The 21,229-nt window shown below is 44.0% G+C and carries 21 protein-coding genes; 12 read left to right on the forward strand and 9 right to left on the reverse strand.

The annotated features are described in order from the left end of the window. Positions 1-113 precede the first annotated feature (113 nt). From KDM92_RS01645 to KDM92_RS01660, 4 genes are all read left to right on the forward strand, one after another. Entirely contained in the window at positions 114-1,067 is a 954-nt protein-coding gene (locus KDM92_RS01645; protein WP_212682723.1) for a polysaccharide deacetylase family protein, read from the forward strand. Between the two features lie 32 nt (positions 1,068-1,099). Next, positions 1,100-1,585 carry a peroxiredoxin gene (locus tag KDM92_RS01650; protein ID WP_329603111.1) on the forward strand — a complete coding sequence of 162 codons (486 nt, stop codon included), beginning with the start codon at positions 1,100-1,102 and terminating at the stop codon, positions 1,583-1,585. 167 nt (positions 1,586-1,752) lie between these two features. Further along, positions 1,753-3,477, forward strand: coding sequence for a PhoH family protein (locus KDM92_RS01655; RefSeq protein ID WP_212682724.1), 1,725 nt, complete (start codon positions 1,753-1,755; stop codon positions 3,475-3,477). Positions 3,478-3,713: 236 nt separating this feature from the next. Next, positions 3,714-5,963, forward strand: a complete 2,250-nt coding sequence (locus KDM92_RS01660; protein WP_230408114.1) for a bifunctional diguanylate cyclase/phosphodiesterase — start codon at positions 3,714-3,716, stop codon at positions 5,961-5,963. 89 nt (positions 5,964-6,052) lie between these two features. Here KDM92_RS01660 and KDM92_RS01665 read toward each other — a convergent pair whose 3' ends face one another. Beyond that, positions 6,053-6,661 (reverse strand): TetR/AcrR family transcriptional regulator, encoded by a 609-nt coding sequence (locus tag KDM92_RS01665; RefSeq protein ID WP_212682725.1) that lies wholly within the window; start codon positions 6,659-6,661, stop codon positions 6,053-6,055. Positions 6,662-6,872: 211 nt separating this feature from the next. On the opposite strand from KDM92_RS01665, the gene KDM92_RS01670 reads away from it, so the two are divergent. The 8 genes from KDM92_RS01670 to KDM92_RS01705 are packed head-to-tail and all read left to right on the forward strand — an operon-like array spanning position 6,873 to position 13,941. Beyond that, a complete protein-coding gene (locus tag KDM92_RS01670; RefSeq protein ID WP_212682726.1) occupies positions 6,873-8,165 on the forward strand; it encodes an NAD(P)/FAD-dependent oxidoreductase in 1,293 nt (430 codons plus the stop codon). Positions 8,166-8,215: 50 nt separating this feature from the next. Further along, a complete protein-coding gene (locus tag KDM92_RS01675) occupies positions 8,216-9,016 on the forward strand; it encodes a DUF1365 domain-containing protein (RefSeq protein WP_212682727.1) in 801 nt (266 codons plus the stop codon). A 26-nt stretch (positions 9,017-9,042) separates the two neighbouring features. Further along, a complete protein-coding gene (locus tag KDM92_RS01680; RefSeq protein ID WP_438947455.1) occupies positions 9,043-10,254 on the forward strand; it encodes a class I SAM-dependent methyltransferase in 1,212 nt (403 codons plus the stop codon). Continuing rightward, the gene (locus KDM92_RS01685; protein WP_230408116.1) at positions 10,251-10,826 is read left to right on the forward strand and encodes a chalcone isomerase family protein; all 576 of its coding nucleotides are present in this window, start codon (positions 10,251-10,253) and stop codon (positions 10,824-10,826) included. The genes KDM92_RS01680 and KDM92_RS01685 overlap by 4 nt, the downstream gene beginning before the upstream one ends. 20 nt (positions 10,827-10,846) lie before the next feature. After that, a complete protein-coding gene (locus tag KDM92_RS01690; protein ID WP_329603112.1) occupies positions 10,847-12,130 on the forward strand; it encodes an MFS transporter in 1,284 nt (427 codons plus the stop codon). Then, positions 12,127-12,666 carry a DUF3833 domain-containing protein gene (locus tag KDM92_RS01695; RefSeq protein ID WP_212682728.1) on the forward strand — a complete coding sequence of 180 codons (540 nt, stop codon included), beginning with the start codon at positions 12,127-12,129 and terminating at the stop codon, positions 12,664-12,666. The genes KDM92_RS01690 and KDM92_RS01695 overlap by 4 nt, the downstream gene beginning before the upstream one ends. After that, positions 12,666-13,457 carry an SDR family NAD(P)-dependent oxidoreductase gene (locus KDM92_RS01700; RefSeq protein ID WP_212682729.1) on the forward strand — a complete coding sequence of 264 codons (792 nt, stop codon included), beginning with the start codon at positions 12,666-12,668 and terminating at the stop codon, positions 13,455-13,457. Before KDM92_RS01695 ends, KDM92_RS01700 begins: the two co-directional genes overlap by 1 nt. A 58-nt stretch (positions 13,458-13,515) precedes the next feature. Beyond that, positions 13,516-13,941 carry a nuclear transport factor 2 family protein gene (locus KDM92_RS01705; RefSeq protein WP_212682730.1) on the forward strand — a complete coding sequence of 142 codons (426 nt, stop codon included), beginning with the start codon at positions 13,516-13,518 and terminating at the stop codon, positions 13,939-13,941. A gap of 73 nt (positions 13,942-14,014) precedes the next feature. Here the strand turns inward: KDM92_RS01705 and KDM92_RS01710 are convergent, their stop codons facing one another. From KDM92_RS01710 to KDM92_RS01745, 8 genes are all read right to left on the reverse strand, one after another. Further along, positions 14,015-14,452, reverse strand: coding sequence for a hypothetical protein (locus KDM92_RS01710; protein ID WP_212682731.1), 438 nt, complete (start codon positions 14,450-14,452; stop codon positions 14,015-14,017). Between the two features lie 68 nt (positions 14,453-14,520). Continuing rightward, positions 14,521-14,940, reverse strand: a complete 420-nt coding sequence (locus KDM92_RS01715) for a hypothetical protein (protein ID WP_212682732.1) — start codon at positions 14,938-14,940, stop codon at positions 14,521-14,523. Continuing rightward, entirely contained in the window at positions 14,937-16,823 is a 1,887-nt protein-coding gene (locus tag KDM92_RS01720; RefSeq protein WP_212682733.1) for an MFS transporter, read from the reverse strand. Before KDM92_RS01720 ends, KDM92_RS01715 begins: the two co-directional genes overlap by 4 nt. A gap of 140 nt (positions 16,824-16,963) precedes the next feature. After that, positions 16,964-17,392: a GNAT family N-acetyltransferase gene (locus tag KDM92_RS01725; protein WP_212682734.1), complete on the reverse strand. Its 429-nt coding sequence runs from the start codon at positions 17,390-17,392 to the stop codon at positions 16,964-16,966. Positions 17,393-17,436: 44 nt separating this feature from the next. Beyond that, positions 17,437-18,438, reverse strand: coding sequence for an NADP-dependent oxidoreductase (locus KDM92_RS01730; RefSeq protein WP_212682735.1), 1,002 nt, complete (start codon positions 18,436-18,438; stop codon positions 17,437-17,439). A 138-nt stretch (positions 18,439-18,576) separates the two neighbouring features. Next, positions 18,577-19,044, reverse strand: a complete 468-nt coding sequence (locus tag KDM92_RS01735; RefSeq protein ID WP_212682736.1) for a PaaI family thioesterase — start codon at positions 19,042-19,044, stop codon at positions 18,577-18,579. A 38-nt stretch (positions 19,045-19,082) separates the two neighbouring features. After that, the gene (locus KDM92_RS01740) at positions 19,083-20,261 is read right to left on the reverse strand and encodes an acetyl-CoA C-acyltransferase (protein ID WP_212682737.1); all 1,179 of its coding nucleotides are present in this window, start codon (positions 20,259-20,261) and stop codon (positions 19,083-19,085) included. 27 nt (positions 20,262-20,288) lie between these two features. Then, on the reverse strand, positions 20,289-21,206 hold the full coding sequence (locus KDM92_RS01745; protein ID WP_212682738.1) for an LD-carboxypeptidase: 918 nt from the start codon (positions 21,204-21,206) through the stop codon (positions 20,289-20,291). Positions 21,207-21,229: the final 23 nt, after the last annotated feature.

Consider the following 21,229-nt stretch of genomic DNA (forward strand, 5'->3'; position numbering starts at 1 on the left):
CAATGGAGTAATAGCGTCAAATTTACTACTTACAAAGCGCGTACGATTAGATAACGCGCTTTGGTGAACGACCAATTCCAAATTACTTTCAAAAAAATTCAACAGTTTTATAGATGCCCACGATCGTATTAAAGATTGATGTGGACACTTACCGAGGCACCCGCGAAGGTGTGCCGAGTTTAGTGCGCATCCTCAAGCAACATCAAGCGAATGCCACATTCTTGTTTTCCTTAGGAAAGGATCACACAGGATGGGCATTGCGTCGTGCATTTCGGCCTGGTTTTTTCAAGAAGGTATCACGCACTTCAGTCTTAGAGCATTACGGTTTTAAAACGCTGACGTATGGTGTTTTTTTACCAGCACCAGATATCGGTAAAGAATGTGTAGAAGAAATGCGTGCAGCAAAAAGAGCTGGCTTCGAATGTGGCATCCACTGCTGGGATCACGTAGTTTGGCAAGACAATGTCCGTCGACGTGGCGAAGCATGGACTCAAAGACAAATGCAGGCTGCATATGATCGCTATATTGAAATTTTTGGTGCACCACCAAAAACTTTCGGTGCGGCTGGTTGGCAAATGAATCGACATGCGTTTGCACAATTAGACCAATTTGGCATTCGCTATACTTCTGACACCCGTGCATTATTGAACGAAGATGGATCACTAGAGAATCCAGCTGCAGGCCCCTATCGTTTAAGTGATGGTGATGAAGTATTTGAAGCAGTACAAATGCCAACGACACTACCAACCTTGGATGAACTGCTAGGTGTAGAAATACATGGTGCGGAAATTACTGAAGCGAATATTGCAGCGCATATTTTGTCTCTAACTACTGAGCAAAAAAATCATGTATTTACGATGCATGCGGAACTTGAAGGACAAAAGCTTGCCCCCATATTGATAGAATTGTTGAATGGTTGGAGTGAGCAAGGTTATCAGTTCATTTCGATGGGGCAATATTATGCTCAATTAAAGGAGCAAGAACTGCCAGTTCATCCAATTTCATGGCGAGAATTACCAGGGCGTTCAGGCGAGCTACTCGCTTTTGATGCTAAACCAATACGATAAAGCACTCCACCACACATTTTCAGGAGATACTCGTGTCAGATATTCATAGTACAGTTAGCGCCATAGGTTGCACAGTGCCACAATTTTCAGCAGCAATGACTGGCGCTTCTGAATTTCAGTTATCCGCTTACGCTGGCAAGAAAGTCATTCTGTATTTTTATCCGAAAGACAATACCCCAGGCTGTACTACAGAGAGTATCGCCTTCCGTGAAATACATCAGCAACTTCAAGAAAATAATGCGGTGATTTTTGGTATTAGCCGCGATAGCTTACGTTCGCATGAAGGCTTCAAAAGCAAGCTTGAATTGCCATTTGAATTAATTTCTGATCCAGATGAAACACTTTGCCTGATGTTTAATGTAATGAAAATGAAAAACATGTATGGTAAACAAGTGCGCGGCATAGAGCGCAGTACATTTGTGATTGACGAATCTGGTAAATTAGTGAAAGAATGGCGTGGAGTGAAGGTCGCCGATCATGCTCAAGCCGTATTAGATTTTGTGAGTAATCAAAGTTAATTGAAACCCCATCTTCATCCGATCAAAGCCGTTTCAGAAGACTGCAGTGTCTTCTCAAGCGGCTTTTGTTTTTTCTCAGCCCCTGCAAAAGCAAACCCGCAACTATTGCATTATTTATTTTTTTCTCGTTTTCCTTTTATTTCTCCAATTTTTATTAAGAGGTTCTAATGCCCCTGCCAAAAATGCCGACAAAACCAGCGGCCCTGCTTTCACCAAAAGATTATCCTAAAGCAGACAAAGGAAAATTAAACCAAATCGCGAGCGCTGAATCGAAATCCACACAAAGCAGCAAAGCTTCGATGACGTCTAAAGCTCTACCAAAAGTCAGCACAGCAAAGCAAAAAACAGAAAGTGTTACGGCAAAAACAAGCAGCAAATCTGCCGCAACTTCGATCGCCAAAACGAAAATCACCGAGGTCATTGCAAGCCAGAAATCCAAAGATAATCCGGCAAAGTCGCCAGTAAGTAAAGCGGCTGACAAAAAAGGGATTACTAAATTATTTGTGCTCGACACCAACGTCTTGATGCATGATCCGACATCCTTGTTCCGTTTTGAGGAGCATGATGTTTATTTGCCCATGATCACACTAGAAGAATTAGATGATCATAAAAAAGGCATGTCAGAAGTAGCACGAAACGCACGTCAGATTTCTCGATCATTGGATGCCTTAGTCGGCGGCATTGAAAGTGAAGATATCGAACAAGGCATTGCGCTTTCCAAACTTGGTAACAAAGACGCCAAAGGTCGACTATTCTTTCAAACCAAGCTCCAAGGCGGTGCTCTACCGCAAGGTTTGCCGCAGGGGAAAGCAGACAATCAGATTTTGGGCGTCGTGCGCGCACTAGAAGATCAATTTCCTGGTCGCCCAATTGTGCTGGTATCAAAAGACATCAACATGCGTATCAAAGCGCGTGCGATGGGTTTGCCTGCAGAAGATTATTTCAATGATCATGTGCTCGAAGATTCCGATCTCCTTTACAGCGGTATCGTGCAGCTACCGAATGATTTCTGGAGCAAGCATGGTAAAGGGATTGAGACTTGGCAAGAAAACAAAAATGGTCTGAGCACTACTTTTTATCGTATCACCGGCCCATTAATTCCCTCTTTGCTAGTCAATCAGTTTGTCTACTTAGAACCCAACAATGGCGAAGCTTCGTTCTATGGACAAGTACGCCAAATCAATGGCAAAACCGCAGTGCTGCAAACCCTACGTGATTATGGACATTCTAAGCACAGTGTTTGGGGTGTCACATCTCGCAATCGAGAGCAAAACTTTGCCTTGAATTTGCTGATGGACCCTGAATGTGATTTCGTTACCCTTCTGGGACAGGCTGGTACAGGTAAGACGCTATTGGCGCTTGCCGCCGGACTTGCGCAAGTACTTGAAACCAAAACCTACAATGAAATTATCGTCACACGTGTTACGGTGCCAGTTGGTGAAGATATCGGTTTCTTACCAGGAACGGAAGAAGAAAAAATGTCGCCATGGATGGGTGCTTTCGACGATAACTTAGAGGTTTTAAACAAGTCGGATAGCGACGCTGGCGATTGGGGACGTGCAGCGACGCAAGACTTAATTCGCTCAAAAATAAAAATTAAGTCACTCAATTTTATGCGCGGCAGGACTTTTGTGAATAAATTTTTAATCATCGACGAAGCGCAGAACCTAACGCCCAAGCAGGTGAAAACTTTAGTGACGCGTGCAGGCCCTGGAACCAAGATCATTTGTCTCGGTAATATCGCACAAATCGACACGCCCTACTTGACCGAAGGCTCTAGCGGCTTAACCTATGTGGTTGATCGCTTCAAAGGTTGGGCGCATAGCGGGCACGTAACTTTAGCAAGAGGTGAGCGTTCTCGCTTAGCTGATCATGCCAGCGAAATTCTATAATTGACGATAAACAACATAAAAGCGCGAATCGAACATGATTCGCGCTTTTTTTTTATGTAATTTGTTTGTTTGCGGAAATAATCTTTACAATCAGCAATAAAGACTTACCAGCACAGAGCTTGCTTAAAGATAAATACTAACCTAGTTGTAGTTTAAGTCAATCTACTTTTCTCACAATTCACCTGTTAGGCAAAAGTCCAGCCCAACAGATGCGTGACTAATGAGCTGAATGCAACATGAATAACATGAATTCTGAAGATCCGTTTCTGTTCATCGAAGACGATGGAAACGCGAATCAAAGTGAAAGCGTTGCCGATCAAAATGTATGGAACATTTTGATTATTGACGACGATCCAGACGTGCATTCTGCAACGATGTTTGCTCTGCATGACCTCAAAATTCTCTCCCGTAATCTGCATTTTCTACACGCATACACTACCGCTGAAGCAAGACAAATTTTGATCCATCAAGAAGACATCGCAGTGGTTTTGCTTGATGTCGTGATGGAAAAAGATAATACGGGTCTTCAATTAGTAACCTTTATTCGAGATACATTAAATCGACGAGATATTCGGATTATTCTACGCACAGGTCAGGCTGGTTATGCCCCTGAGATTGATGCGATCCGCGACTTTGATATCAATGATTACAAAAACAAAACCGAATTAACACAAGCGAAGCTGTTTACCGCGGTTACTTCAGCGATTCGGTCCTATCAACAAATTAGAATTATTTCGTCAAATAACGAAAGTTTAGAGTTGATTGTTGGCGCAGGTAGTTTATTGATGACAGTGAACACCTTGCCGTCATTCTCCAAACTCTTACTGGATTACATCATCGAGTTGTTACAGATCGATGTAGAGGGTTTTGTTTGCATCACAAATATTTCTACGTATGATCAAAATGTCGAATATGAGACTCAACTTGGTCCGCGCGTAATCGTTACCACTGAAAAATTTGAAAATTACGCAAATAAATTCTTAGCTTTAAATGGGCAAACCAACGAATTGCAGTTGGTGCAAAAGGCCCTATTCGAACAGAGACATTTATTTCACTCTCAGCAAACCGCGCTCTATCTCAGCAACTTAAATGGTTCCGCAATCGTGATTTATTTGGATCAGAGTCTTGAGGAAGCTCCATACGCAAGGCACATGATTGAACTATTTTGTAGCAATGCTTCGGTATGCTTGCAAAATGTGATGCTGAATTCAAAAATGCATAATCTGGCATTTCATGACCCATTAACAGGTCTGGCGAATCGACTGCAATTACTGCAAAATTTACAGCAAATCTTGCATTCGCAACAGCGAGCCGACAGTGTACTTGCCTTAATTGACATCAATCATTTTGCGGAGACAAATGATGCACTCGGACATCGATTTGGAGACGTATTACTCCACAGTGTAGGACAACGATTGCGTGAACACTTTGCTGACAATTGCAAAATTGCGAGAATCGGCAATGATATTTTCGCGTTGCTTGGACACGAAGAGATCGTCTCACCGAAGCTAGTTTTGAGCCTATTTAGTACGCCTTTTTCAGTCGAAAATCAATCTGTTCAATTATCGGTGAGCTTAGGATTGCTACGCTTGTGCGACTACGAATTGAGCGCACCAGACGCATTAAAAGACGCGAATATCGCACTGAAAAGAACCAAGTCAGATCTACGCTCAGATCACACCTACTTCACGCGTGAAATGGGAGTTGAAATACGAGAACGCGTACGCATGATGCATGCCCTACGTGCTGCCTTTGAAGCTGAGCGCTTGTATATCGTCTATCAACCACAAGTCGAAATCGGTAGCGGAAAACCATTCGGCGTAGAAGCCTTGCTGCGTTGGAAAAACGATGATGGTGAACTCATCCCACCAGATCAATTTATTCCTATCGCTGAGTATTCAGGTTTAATCGTCAATATCGGCGAATGGGTGTTGCGCACCGCATGTTTTGAATTAGTTCGCATTAGTGAATTGGGGTTTCAACAATTCCGTATGGCAGTGAACGTCTCACAAGCGCAGTTTATGCATCCGCTGTTCTTGCAAATGCTAAAGCGTGCGCTGACTGATAGTGGCATTTCGCCGCAGAATTTAGAATTGGAAATCACAGAGTCGATGGCAATGACCGACCCTGAACTGGTGATCGCCAATCTAGAAAAAATAAAAGAAATGGGTGTAAGAATTTCGATTGATGATTTTGGTACTGGTTTCTCTTCACTTAGCCAACTACAAAAACTCAAGGTCAATAAATTAAAAATCGACCGTGCGTTTATCAATGATATTTGTATCGGCACAGACGAGGGAAGTATCGCAAAAATGATCATCGAGCTCAGTCAAAGTTTGCAACTAGAAGTCATCGCTGAAGGTGTCGAGAATCAGTTACAAGCAGACACATTAAGAACCTTTGGTTGTCATCATGCGCAAGGCTTTCTATTCGCGAAACCGAAAAACAAAAATGATCTGTATTCTTGGCTAGAGCAACACATCTAAGCAGCACATCTAAACAGCAAACATGCATCAATTATCAGAACAAGTTAGCGCACACCTTACATGTCATTGTGTCTCAATTGCTACAACGGCTAGTCTTCTAATCCTTGAAAACATACTCGCAGCATGTTCTCCACGATCGCATTTGTATCCATCTTGCTAAATCGCTGCAAATATTCAACCGCTGGATCACAGCTTCGTGCATAGTAACTAAACAGAATCACATCGGGACTCAATTTATTATTTAAGTCACCATTTTTTTGCGCAGCAATGACCAGTTTTTCTAACTGAGAATTCAGTTTGATCACTCTTCCAACATATTTCAAATTGCGCATCAGCATCTCGCGCACCGCATTACTTGTGGACGGTAGAAATGGCAAACCACCATCAAGACGCACTCGAAGTGCCCATTCTAATAACGCTGACAATTTTTCCTTCGCCGTGTATTCCGCTGGAAATGATTCAAGCTGTGTGGTGGCGCCATCGAGTAAGCGAATCATTGCAGCACCGACCAAATCTTCTTTGGACTTAAAGTGTTTGTATAGGCTGGGTTTGGAAATACCAATCAAATTGGCAACGTCGTCCATCGTCATTAAATCAAAGCCTTTGCTTGCAAGCACTGTGGTAGTAGCGTCAAGAATCGCATCTTCACGTAGACGAAAAGCTTGATCTTTAAAATTTAGTTTGCTAAAGATACTCATAAGTATTAATATCTACCAATTGGTAGCGGTTTTTCCAAATCAGTATTAATCTTAACACCGAAGTATATGTCACACAATGCTTTCAGACGGGTCAATTTATAAAACCCGATTCGATAGGGAAATTGAAATACTTAATTGGACGCTCAAAGTGTTCAACTAAGGGTTCAACCAAGCGACTAAACAAGCGTCAAATAAGTTAGGAAATCGTGTAATGCATAAAAAACAAAAAATCGCGGTGATCGGTGCAGGCATCTCAGGCCTAGCAAGCGCCTATTTTTTACAGCGCCAACATGATGTAACTTTGTATGAAGCAAATGCCTATTTAGGTGGGCACACCAATACCGTCGAAATTGTTATTGACGGCAAAACCTTGGTCGTTGACACTGGATTTTTAGTTTTTAATGACAAGACTTACCCTAACTTAATTGCCTTGTTTGCAGAATTAGGCATCGACAGTTACGGCACCGATATGTCTTTTGGCGTATCACTAAACAATGGCGCACTAGAATGGGCTGGCACTAATCTCGATACCGTCTTCGCACAAAGAAAGAACATTTTCTCTCCATCGTTCTTGAGCATGATTAAAGATATTCTGCGATTTAATCGTGATGCTGAAAGTAATCTGCAACGAAGTACCGAATCAGGAATCAGCTTAGGGCAATTACTCGTCGATCAAAAATACAATGCCGCTTTTGCGAATCATTATTTGATACCGATGGCGGCAGCCATCTGGTCAAGTTCACCAAAGGACATCTTAGATTTTCCAGCGCGAACTTTTTTACGGTTTTGTATCAATCACGCCTTACTCCAAGTGAATGACCGTCCACAGTGGCGCACTGTACAAAATGGTGCGCGCAGCTACGTCAGAAAAATCGCCGAAACTTTACAAGATATTCGGCTCAATAGCCCTGTGAGCTCAGTAACACGTAGTGATCAAGGAGTTATGGTTACTAGCAATGGTAATTCCGAAAAATTTGATCAAGTCATTTTTGCGACGCATGCACCAGATACACTGCGTATGCTAGCTGACGCGAGCGCAGCCGAATTGGCATTATTATCAAAAGTACGTTATCAGCCAAATACCGCTTATTTGCATACAGACAGCACTTTGTTGCCACGATCCAAGAAGGTTTGGAGTGCATGGAATTACATAGGAACTAGTGCAGACGCCAGTTCAACTTCAGGTTCGCCCCAATCTGTTTGTGTTAGCTACTTACTCAATCAGTTGCAACGTCTCGAGACAGAAACGCCCGTGATTGTGACCTTAAATCCAACTCATCAACCGAGGCAAGAATCGATATTTGCGCAATTTGAATATGACCATCCCGTGTTTGATCAAAGCGCGATCGACAGCCAAACAAATTTATCTAGCATACAAGGTACCAACAAAACTTGGTTTGCCGGTGCGTGGACTGGCTATGGTTTTCACGAAGACGGATTGAAATCGGCATTACGTGTGGTGAAGCAATTTGATTTGAGTCCTGCTTGGGCTCGCATCGATTAATCGAGAATGAAACAACCGTTACGAAAACATAAAGAGAACGAAGATAAACAATGGCATCGACACTAGTCAACGCTTTAGTAATGCACCAACGACTACGACCAGTCAAGCATCGATTCGTCTATCCAGTTTTTATGCTGAAGCTGGATATCGATGCACTAAGTGACATGTCGAAAGACCTTCCAAACAGCGCAATATTTGGCATCAATTGCTGGCGTCCAATATCGATTCATACTGAAGATTACGGTCCACGTGATGGCTCTAGTTTGAAGGTCTGGATACAAAATATTCTGAACAGGCATCAGGTACCAGAGATAGAAAAAGTTGAATTACTGAGTTTTCCAAGAGTATTTGGTTATGCCTTTAACCCCATTAGCATTTGGTACTGCTATGACAAGCAATCACAACTTCGTGCTGTATTGGCAGAGGTGAATAACACTTTTGGTGAGCATCACTTTTATTTATTACAAGCTGTAGAACATGGTGTGATCGATACCAACACAGAATTGATGAGTACCAAAATGATGCATGTCTCTCCATTTTGCGAAGTAAAAGGACATTATCAATTTAAGTTTGCCGAAACCACGAATAAATTGAAAGTACATATCGATTATCACGATGACCAAGCTACATTGCTGCAAACCGCCATCATCGGGAAAACACAACAACTTACATCTGGCAATTTATTAAAGGCGCTCTGCAAGCAACCGCTACTTACATTTGGTGTGTTCTACCGCATTCATTGGCACGCACTAATCCTGTGGTTGAAGAAAGTCCCATTTCACCGTCAGGTCCATTTCACCAATCAACAAGTTTCGACTGGCACAACAATAAAACAGGAGCAGATTAAATGAGTTCAATTCAAACCACCTCAAGTGCAATGACGAACAATTCGAATGCGATGAAGACATCTGCGATGCCGGCGAGTGCCCAATTGTTTATTCGCATGCTCAATAAAATCAAGCATGGCAATCTCCATCTAGTTACACCGAGTGGCGATGTATTGAAATTCGGTGATCAACAACTTTCTCAGTCAGTTATTTTGACGATTCACGATTGGCAAGCTTGTCGGAAAATTCTGCAAGGCGGCGATATAGGATTCGCAGAATGCTATGAAGCAGGCTGGATTAGCACGAGCGATTTAACTGCTCTACTTCGCTTAGCAATTCAAAACGAGAATGCATTAGACAAGGCGATATTCGGCGGAAAATTAATGGGGCTATGGTACAAACTCAAACACTTATTACGCCCGAATACACGCAAAGGTAGTCGCAAAAACATCCATGCGCACTACGACATAGGCAATTCCTTTTATCAATTATGGTTGGACGCAAGTTGGACTTATTCTAGTGCGATTTTTTACGGTGATTACGACATCAGCTTGCAAGAAGCGCAGTACCGCAAATATCAGCGCATTATCGATGTGCTGGGTTTAAAAGCGGGAGATCGTGTTTTAGAAATTGGTTGCGGTTGGGGTGGATTTGCAGAACACGCTTCGACACGCGGGATTCATGTTCACGGCGTCACTATCTCGCCTTCACAATTAGAAATTGCAGAACAAAGAATCCAACAAGCGCAACGACAAGATTTAGTCAAATTGGAATTGTGTGATTATCGTGATTTGAACGGCAGCTATGACGCGATCGTTTCGATCGAAATGTTTGAAGCAGTTGGTGAAGAATATTGGCCAACTTATTTCAAAACGGCAAATCAACGTCTGAAGCCAGGTGGCAAGGCGCTTATACAAACTATTACGATTGACGAAGCGCGCTTTGAACGCTATCGCAGCGGCACGGATTTTATTCAACAGTATATTTTCCCTGGCGGCATGCTGCCAAGCCCACCTCGCTTTGTGCAACTCGCACAGCAGCATGGTTTGCAAACGCACGATCAATATGCATTTGGCAAAGATTATGCAGAAACTTTACGTCGCTGGAACCACGATTTTGAAAACAACATCGACGGTATTCATGGCATGGGTTTTGGCACCGCGTTCCAACGAATCTGGCAACTCTATTTCTCGTATTGCGAAGCGGGCTTTGATGAAGGTCGTACCGATGTTTATCAATTCTTATTACAGAAGAGTGCATGATGCGCAATTACTTGCCGATGCTTTTTTTAAGCTCAACACTACTTTGCTGCGCAGCAGGCGCACAGGCGCAAGTGTGGAAGCAACATTTGCCACAAGCAAAAATGCTTGGTGGTGGAGAATTTCGCTGGTGGGGATTTTCAATTTATACCGCAAGAATCTGGCAACAAACCCCAAATAAAGATGGCGGACTTGATCAAAACGCGAGTTTTGCTCTAGAGATTACGTATAACAAATCCATTAGTCGCGAGCGATTTGTCGATTCCAGCATCGATGAAATCAAACGTTTACATGGTGATAAATTTAATGCGGACAAATTAAAGTTATGGCGCCAATACATGGAAAAAGCCTTTATCGACGTAAAGTCTGGTGACCAGTTAATCGGTGTTTACTTACCTGGAACTGGCTGTCGCTTTTATAGCCAACAAACATTATTAGCAGAGATCCCTGATGAATCTTTTGCGAATGCTTTCTTCTCAATTTGGTTAGACCCACGTACCAAAGACAATAACTTGCGCCAAAAATTACTGGGCAATAATAAATCTTCCGCTGCGAGCACGGATCCCTCAATGTGAAATCCGATGCGAAAACTAAAGTGAAAACTTCTGCGCTGATTTTTTATGGATTGTTAGGACTGCCATTAGCCATGGCTGCCTTGCCCGTGTATGTGCAAATTCCGAACTATTACACTGCGCAGTTAGGTTTACCACTGGCGACTACGGGTTTGGTATTATTTTTCGCCCGCATGTTTGATACAGTACAAGATCCATTCATCGGACAACTGGTTGATAAATTTGGCTCCAGCAATCGTCGCTGGATCATTTTCTCAGCCGCTTTACTCTGCCTAACTTTCGCGGGGCTGTGGCTGCCGCCTGCATTCGCGCGTGATTCCTCTACTCTCTTATTGATCTGGTTAGGTGTCATGCTAAGCCTTGCCTACACTGCACACAGTATGCTCAATATCGCTTACTTGGCATGGGGTTCTAGCCTTGAGAATCCGAGCGCAACTAAAGATAGTCAGCAAGACACAGCATATCATCAATTGCTTGGTGCATCGGCTTGGCGCGAGGCATTTGGCATGATCGGCGTCATCCTTGCGAGTATCATCCCGAGTTGGATTATCCTTCAAGACAAGAGCGCCGCCACGACGCAATTAAGTCAATATGCAATCGGTTTTACCGTCTTAGTCATGATCGCCATTTGTGCCTTGTTGATAGGTGCAGCCAGACCGTTGCGCCGCAGTGTTCATGCAGTCATTGCATTAGGCAGCTTGCTCAAGAATGCCCAGTTCGTCGCACTATTGCGTATCTATTTCTTAAACTCTTTATCGGTTGCCATTCCCGCTAGTTTGATCCTGTTTTTTATCAATGACAGAATTCAAGCGCCTGAAAAAACTGCCCTCTTTTTATCATCGTACTTTACTGCTGGCGCTTGTGGTTTGCCCTTATGGGTCAAATTGGCGAAACGTATTGGTGCGCAACTTTCATGGCAATTAGGCATGTTGATTGCCGTACTAAGTTTTGTCGGTGCGAGCCTGCTTGGGGCTGGCGATGACTATGTTTTCTTGTTAGTTTGCATTGCTTCAGGATTGGCACTTGGTGCTGATTTAGCGCTGCCCCCAGTTTTACTCACAGTGGTAGTCAACGACAAACAAAATATGGGCGCCTATTTTGGTCTTTGGTCATTGATAGGAAAATTTACTTTGGCACTTGCTGGACTAAGTTTATCGCTTCTTGCTCTACTGAGCTATCAACCAAACCAAGTTAATCAAACAAACGGTTTGTTAGCATTAACTTTTACCTATGCGGTTCTCCCCTGCGCTTTCAAATTGATCGCGCTCTTTTTACTTCGTCATTTTTCTAAGAGCATTTCATCATGATCAAAAAAATTCTATTCGCCCTAGGCGCAGTGTCATTCACTTTTTTTCTCAGCGCCTGTGCGATCACCGATGTGAATCACTATAAAGACGTTAAACCACAACTCGACCTAGAAAAGTTCTTCCTCGGCACAACCGATGCATGGGGCATGTTCCAACAAAGGAATGGTGCAGTCGTCAAACGTTTTCATGTAGTCATCGACACCAAAAAAATTGGCGACGAGTTAGTTCTTGATGAGCGTTTCGTATATGACGATGGCAGCAAACAACAACGCATTTGGCGCTTACGTAAAAACGCCGATGGTCGCTGGGTCGGCAAGGCAGACGATGTGAAAGGCGACGCCCAAGGCGAGCTTGCTGGTAACGCCTTCAAATGGCAATACACTTTACTGTTACCAGTTGACGGTAGTGTATATGAAATGGCGATGGACGATTGGATGTATCTAATCGATGAAAACACCATGGTCAATCGCGCCAAAATGAGCAAGTTCGGTTTTGAAGTGGGTGAAGTCACTTTATTTTTCCGTCGGAGAGGATGATGCGACTCCCTTTCTTACAACCATTAAATAAGCCCATTCGGGATTGGCACGACCAAACTATTTGGATTATCGGTGCCTCTAGCGGAATCGGTGCTGCTCTGGCAAAGTCTTTGCTAAAGCTAGGTGCTCATGTAATCTTATCTGCACGTCGCCAGCACCATCTTGATTTGGTGGCAAATGATCATCCACATGCACATGTATTGGCGTTTGATGTTGCAGATCAAAATAGCTGGAGCGAAGCTCAATCACTGTTACGAAAAAAGTATTCCAAGATTGATTTAGTGATTTTTTGCGCAGCCAAGTATCAACCAGAACGTAGTTGGGAAGTAAATGCCAATGATGCCGCTGACACCCTTAAAATTAATCTAGCAAGTGTTTATCATGGATTGGGAACTGTTTTACCAAACATGCTTCAACAAGGCAAAGGCGGTATCGCGATTCTGGCCAGTGTAGCTGGTTATCTTGGTTTACCGAATGCCAGTGTGTATGGCCCGAGCAAGGCCGCACTGATTAATTTAACTGAATTGCTATACAGCGATTTGCACGAGAAAAATATCAACGTCTATTTGGTGAACCCAGGATTTGTCAGTACCGAGCTCACCAGTAAAAATGATTTCACCATGCCCGCCTTACAAACACCGGAACAAGCATCGCAAGCGATACTCGACGGCATCGCAAATGGCGACTTTGAAATCCATTTCCCTAAACGTTTCACGATGGGACTGAAACTAATGCAGATGCTGCCTTATCGTTTGCGCTTTGCTTTGATACGGCGCTTTGTGATCGCTTAGCTTGCAAGCTTAGATAACTCGTTTAGACCACGAATCGATACCTTTCTACGGACGCATAATGACGACTCCACAAGTACAAAACATCATGGCTTGGTATGCAAATTTGAGCCCGACTAGCTTGCAAGATATTGCCAAGTATTATGCTGATGAGGCGCGATTTAAAGACCCCTTCAACGAAGTCCAAGGGCTTAAAGCTATTCGAGCGATTTTTGAGCACATGTTCGCCACCACGCAGTATCCTAAGTTCACATTTGAAGAAGTAATCGAGCAAGAGTCCAAAGTCTTCCTCACCTGGCAATTTCACTTCGGCTTACGCGGCAAAAGCTATATCGTCAAAGGCGGCTCTATGCTGACTTTTGATGCGCAAGGCCTAATCATCGATCACCGCGATTATTGGGACGCTGCTGAAGAGTTATGGGAGAAATTACCGATCGTAGGCGGATTAGTTGGATGGTTGCGGCGGCGGTTTAAGGTCACGATCTAAGTCGCAATTACAATCACAAGTAGACCAACAGGATTCAGATGTCTACTATGTTAAGCGAGGACGTCATTAAATTTTACACGTCACATGAAGCTAAGGCTTGCAATAGCGAAGATCCAAGATTCTCGTCGTTCTTATTACATCGAACAATTTTGTCCAAAAGGTCTTTGCCACCATTTTTTGAATATTCGGATGAAGGTGTGAGCGCGATAATATATCCATCTTCTTGGATACCAACAGCCTTAGTACCTTTTGCGAGAGTTGCCCAAGTCCCTACTCCCACCGCTTCTAACATTGGTGCTTGAATTGCTTTCCACTGATCTTGAGAAGGGTGCGACAAATTGCAAACGGAATTTAGTAAAGCTGCATTAATTTTTGCACCTATCTCAGCATGTGAGTCAGCAAAATTGGCGACATATACAGGACCATTTGCGACCCAAAGTTTTGTAACCGTTTCAGCATAGCCTTGAACATAAATCTTGCCTTTACGAAGAAAGACTGTTGCTAGTTTCATCAATATTCACTTTTCAAAAAAAGGGGTATATCAGATTTTTTAAGAGGTAGACATAAAAAAAACAATTATTACTCTTGCGCGAAATGATTTACCCATAAATTTGCGTCGCCCCAACCGACAAGATAGTCGTGATGATTAAAACAAACGAGGTAATTAAATGCAATGTCGCACACATAAAATTCAAATGGTGGGCATTCTTGAAGAATCAACATTAAATCCTTACCGCTACCAAGTCTCCATACTGCCGATGCGCTTGTCGTCATCAACAAACAGCTTTCCCCCCCAACAAAGGAAGGTATTAATTTCCACCCATCGTGATTCAATACGCCATCTGGAGCGTCAAATTTATCCCATGGTGAATGTGAGCTAACGTCAACTCTTAATCGTTCGCACAAACAATCAACCACACCTTCTCGCTCATGTGACGATAACAGTTTAGCTGACACCCTAGTGGTGACTACAGCAGCCGCAATAACTTCATTGATCACTTCCAATCCCCACGCAACTCCTTCACCTGCTGCTGTAGACTTTCTGGTGAAATTTTCTCTGGATCTTGTGGCTCCCCCACCACTAACTCCAAACGAGAAAATGGTCCACGACGGAATGAGCGATGGAAAGGATTTCCCTTATCTCGTGACAACAAACTACCCCAGAGACCGCGTAAGGCCATAGGAATCACCGGCACAGGCGTGCGTTCAACGATTTTCATCACGCCTCCTTTAAACTCATTGATTTCACCATCGCGGGTGAGTTTGCCTTCAGGGAAAATGCACACCAAATCACCTTCATGCAATGCTTGCGCCACATCGATAAACGATTTTTCCATCAACCAAGGATTTTCCTTTGCGGGCGCAATCGGAATTGCTTTCGCAGTACGAAATACCCAAGACAGAAATGGAATCTTAAAAATATTATGATCCATCACAAAGCGTATCGGTCGTGGGCTATACGCCATGATGACAATTGCATCCATATAGCTGACATGATTGCAGACTAATACAGCCGCCCCCTCGTCTGGAATTTTATCAACATTGACACCCTTCACTCTGTGCACGGTATGAATCAAAATCCAAGCGACAAAACGCATTAAAAATTCTGGCACTACGCTGAAAATGTAGATCGCTACCAAGGCGTTCAAAATTGCGGTTGCCATAAAAATCTGTGGAATGGTAAATCCTTGCTTCAACATTAGCATCGCAGCTAAAGCAGCGACCACCATGAATAAGGCATTCATGATATTCATGCCGGCAATCGTGCGCGATAGATGTTTAGGATCACAACGTGTTTGAATCAAAGCGAACAAGGGGACGATATACAAGCCGCCGAAGATACCTATCATAAAAATATCGAACAAGATTTTGTAGCTACCGACTTGATCGATAAAACTCATCGCGGTCACCGCTGCAGTGTTGGTGTACATCAAACTCGACAGATACAAATCGAAGCCAAAGATCGACAAACCGATAGCACCAAATGGCACCAGACCAATTTCCACTTTATGTCCAGATAATCGCTCACACAACAATGAGCCGGCACCTATACCAAAAGAAAAAATCGTCAGTAACAAAACAAAAACACTATGGTCGCCGTGCAGATAATCTTTGGCATAGAGTGGAAATTGCGCGAGTAAAATTGCGCCGTAAAACCAAAACCAAGAGTTCGCCAATAAGGATAAGAAAACCGGACGATTCTTTCTGCTAAAGCTGATGTTACGCACTGTTTCGGTGGCTGGATTCCAGTTGATCTTTAGATTGGGGACGGGTGCGGGTGAAACAGGAATGCGTAAGCTAAACAACCAACCCAAGACCGCAATCAAAATACATCCACCAGCGACCGACTCAACGCCCCAGGGCTTATGCACGACCAACATGGCACCTAAAATTTCGCCTAAAAGAATACCGACAAAGGTACCCATTTCAATCACGCCATTGCCACCGACTAACTCATCCGAACGCAAATGTTGTGGCAAATAAGCGTACTTGACTGGGCCAAACAAAGTCGAATGAATACCCATGCCAGCGACAGCCGCCACCAAAATCCAAATGTTTTTGCTCATCCAACCATAGGCTGCAATTGCCATGATGGCGATCTCTAGCAATTTAACGTAACGCGCAACCTTTCCTTTTTCAAACTTGTCAGCTAATTGGCCGGATGTCGCTGAAAACAACACGAAAGGCAAAATGAATAATCCAGGAATAAGATTATTCAACAAGCCTACGTCCAACGTAGTCCAAGTCAAAGCATCGTAAGTCAAAACGGTCAGTAAAGCCGTTTTAAACACATTGTCATTAAATGCCCCAAAAAATTGCGTCCAAAAAAACGGCGCAAAGCGGCGCTCTTTCAATAGGGTGAACTGGCTGTGTTGGCTCATATTAGGATAGGCTCGCGATTGCGGCTATTAACAAAAAAGCCAATTCTAAAGTAATTAGCTTTGGAATTGGCTTATTTTTTCTTACTGCGTATTCGACAACAATTGATTACTGCTTCGAACAATACAGCTTCAAAAAATACTTAAAGCGTTTTATTCATGTGCACATGCTGAATGCCAGCCTCCATAAATAACTCGCCTTCGCGATGAAATCCCTCACGTTGATAAAAAAGTTCAGCCGAAATTTGTGCATTCAATTGCACCGCATACATCCCGCGTATCTTTGCTTGCGCCATCAATTGACGCAAAATCTCTGCACCCACACCGCAATTACGTGCTGTGTTCAACACCGCCATACGACCGATATGACCATCTGGTAGTAAACGTCCGGTGCCTATCGCTTTGCCTTGCGCATCGTAAGCAACTGCATGCAGGCATTGCGCGTCCATCACATCCCATTCGAGCTCTGCCGGAATTTTTTGTTCTTCAACGAAGACGGCGGTACGTACTGCTTGTGCATCAGCTTGCAACTCAGACCATTCGCCTAATTTAATTTGTATTTCGGGATTCATTTATATTCTCAATCTGATCGTTTTCTATTTCATCTATATCGAAATTATGGAATCAAACGCACTAATTGTTTTCCAAGATTTTTACCTTTCAACAAACCGATAAATGCCTCAGGTGCGGCGGCTAAATTTGGAGCGATACTTTCTCTGAACTTCAATTTACCTTGCGCAACCAGCATACCTAATTCCTTTAAGCCTTGCGGCCATAAATCTAGATGTTCAGAAATAATAAAACCACGTAACGTGACACGCATACTGAGCAACATTCGTGCATTGTGGATAGACATGTCGCCACCATCATAGCCTGCGATCATGCCACAAAAAGCTATCCGTGCAAACGGATTCACGCGCGCCAAACAAGCATCAAAACTCGCGCCGCCGACGTTTTCAAAAATCGCATCAATCCCATTTGGTGTTGCCGCTGCGAGCTGATCTTCTAGGTTTCCAGCTTTGTAGTCGACACATGCATCAAAGCCTAAGTCGTTAACCACGTAGGCACATTTTTCGGCTCCACCAGCGATACCGACCGCGCGACAACCACGTAATTTGGCTAATTGTCCAACCACGCTACCGACTGCACCACTGGCTGCCGAGACGACAATGGTTTCGCCTTCTTTTGCTTGCATAATTTGAGTCAGACCATACCAAGCGGTCATACCCGGCATACCTACGGCGCCTAGATAGGCGGATAAAGGAATGTGGGTCGTATCGAGTTTGCGTAACAAGCTTCCATCAGAGACGCCCATTTCCGCCCAACCCATCATGCCAATCACTTTGTCACCGATTTGAAATTGTGGATTTTTGCTGGCAACAATTTCACCTACCGTGCCACCTATCATGGTTTCATTTAAGGCTTGCGGTGCTGCATAGTTTTTTACATCATCCATGCGTACCCGCATATAAGGATCGAGAGAGAGAAAATGATTGCGGATTAACACTTGGCCTTCTGTAATTGTCGGAACTGGCACAGTCTCCAGACGAAAATTTTCTGGTGTGACCTCACCATTTGGGCGGGACGCCAAAACAATACGTTGATACTGCGCATTCATATTCAATTTTCCCTGTTAATTAGTTCTGTTTTTGTAGGGCGGGTGCAACCCGCGCCGCACATAAAATCGGTCTCACTTATACTACGTTCTGGCGGCGCGGGTTGCACCCGCCCTACGAGACGACAAATATTTTCAAGCTCAAGCGCTGCCGCCCATCTTCACTAATCCAGCTTTAGATTTCAGACTACGCAAATACTTATACGTCCCCATCGCTTTCGCCACCAATTTGTCACCGCTCCAAATTTCGCCATCACAAAAACACATGGTCGTCGATTGATGAAAAGCGACACTGCGCGCTTCAAGGCGTCCACCTACGACACCGCCTGGCTGTAAAAAAGTGGTTTTCATCTCGACCGTGACTACACCTTTTTGATCGTCATGCAAAGAGCGCCCTGCCATTGCCATCACCACATCAAGCAAGGTCATCAGTACACCACCATGCGTGATTTGCCAGCTATTCATGTGGTGATGATGTAGTTCTAAAAACAAATTGGCTTTACCCTCTTTCATCTCGCCTGAAACGATGCCGAGATAATCGAGGAAAGGATTTTCTATTTGCGAAATCACACTAGCATTTTGGGTGGGATTTTGGGGGAAATCAGACATCTTATTCATCACTAAAAATGGATCTTTGCAATTCACGTCTATAAAACTTCAAACAAACCAGCAGCGCCCTGCCCGCCACCTATACACATGGTAACGACAACATATTTGATGCCGCGACGTTTACCTTCTAACAAAGCGTGCCCAGTCAGACGTGCACCAGAAACACCATAAGGGTGACCAACGGCAATTGCACCACCATTCACATTCAATCTCTCCATAGGAATGCCTAGTTTGTCGGCGCAGTACAATACTTGCACAGCGAACGCTTCATTCAGTTCCCATAAGCCAATGTCATCGATGCTTAAGCCCGCACGTTTGAGCAATTTAGGAATCGCAAATACGGGACCGATACCCATTTCGTCTGGTTCACAACCCGCCACAGCAAAACCACGAAACACGCCTAATGGCTGCAAACCTTTACGTTCAGCGACTTGGGCATTCATGACGATAGTCATCGCCGCTCCGTCTGAAAATTGGCTGGCATTTCCTGCCGTAATAACACCGTCGGGTAATGCCGTTCTGATTTGAGAAACCGCTTCCAAAGTTGTCCCTGCGCGTATGCCTTCATCGGCAGCAATCGTCACTTCATGCAAGTGATGTTCGCCTGTTTCTTTATCCGTAACGCGCATGGTTGTCGTTACGGGAATAATTTCTGCATCAAATAAACCAGCAGCTAAGGCAGCGCTCGCGCGTTGTTGACTGCGGACACCATATTCATCCTGACGTTCACGTGAAATCTGATAACGCTTGGCGACTATCTCTGCGGTTTCGAGCATAGGCATATAAACTTGCGGAATATGCTGTTGTAACCATGGATCACTGAGCATGTGCTTATTCATCTCGTTTTGTACACAAGAGATAGACTCAACACCACCCGCAGCGATGATATCGACTTCACCTGACATCACGCGTTGCGCAGCCAGCGCGATGGATTGCAATCCTGACGAACAGTAACGATTGATTGTAATTCCGGGTACAGTGACCGGACATCCTGCACGTAGGGCGATTTGCCGTGCGATGTTGCGACCATTCGCACCTTCGGGAAATGCGCAACCGACCATCACATCTTCGATTTCGGCTGGCTCAAGATTGGCTCTTTGAATAACAGCAGCGAGCGTCGGCCCCGCCATACTCGCGCCGTGTGTCATGTTAAAGGCGCCCTTCCATGACTTTGCTAATCCGGTGCGAGCTGTCGAGACGATCACTGCGTCTGTCATTTTTGTCTCCGTATTCTTTTGAGTTAATTAGAATTCTGCGGTAAGTTTTACTTGCGTTCCGTTAACGCTCAGATGTGCGATTGAACCTTGCATCAAGCTCGCTTTATCATCGCAATGACCAAACGGTAGCCCAGTCACAATAGGTGTCGTGATGGTCGCGCGCAAAAACTTCAGCATCGCCGCGAAGTCGTAACCATTGTCTTGTGGTGCCAAGCGATAAGCAGAAAAATTTCCTAATACGATCGCCTTTTGTTTCGCCAAAATGCCTGCCATATGGAGTTGTAGCAGTATACGCTCGACACGATAAGGATGTTCAGCAATATCTTCAACAAACAGGATGCCACCTTCAATGTTTGGAAAATATTCGGTACCAAGCAGATGACAAATCATGGCCAAGTTACCGCCCCACAATCTTCCTTCAACCTTCAAGCTCGTGTCTTGATCCGATTCAAATTCGAGATAGGTTTTGCGCTCACGCAAAGCTGTCAGAAATTGGTCTTGGGTAAACGGACGCAATTCTTCGCGCGTGAAGTCATTGCACAGCATAGGGCCACATAAACTAGCCGTATCCGTCTTTGCCAACATCGCCAATTGCAAGGCGTTGAAGTCGCTGTAGCCAATCAACCATTTACCGCTACTGGCAATTTTTTGGAGATTAATATTTGGCAAAATTCTCGACAAGCCATAACTTCCGCGCAAGCCCATCACTATATCGACCTCAGGATTGTCTATCGCAGCATGTAATTGATTCAAACGTCCTTGATCTGTGGCACCAAATCGCTCGAAACGATCCGTATGTCGATAGTAGTTGATTACCCTAAATCCGGCATTTGTGAGAGCATCCAAACCAGCTTCAATATTCGTATCATCTAATGCCGCACCGCTCGGCGCTACGATGGCGATGCAAGGATGCACAGGAAGAATTTTTGGAAAAGAAATGGGCATCGCTAATACTCGTCTGTTCAGTA

This window comes from Affinundibacterium baiyunense (genome assembly GCF_018139645.1).
Taxonomy (GTDB): Bacteria; Pseudomonadota; Gammaproteobacteria; order Burkholderiales; family Burkholderiaceae_D; genus Undibacterium; species Undibacterium baiyunense.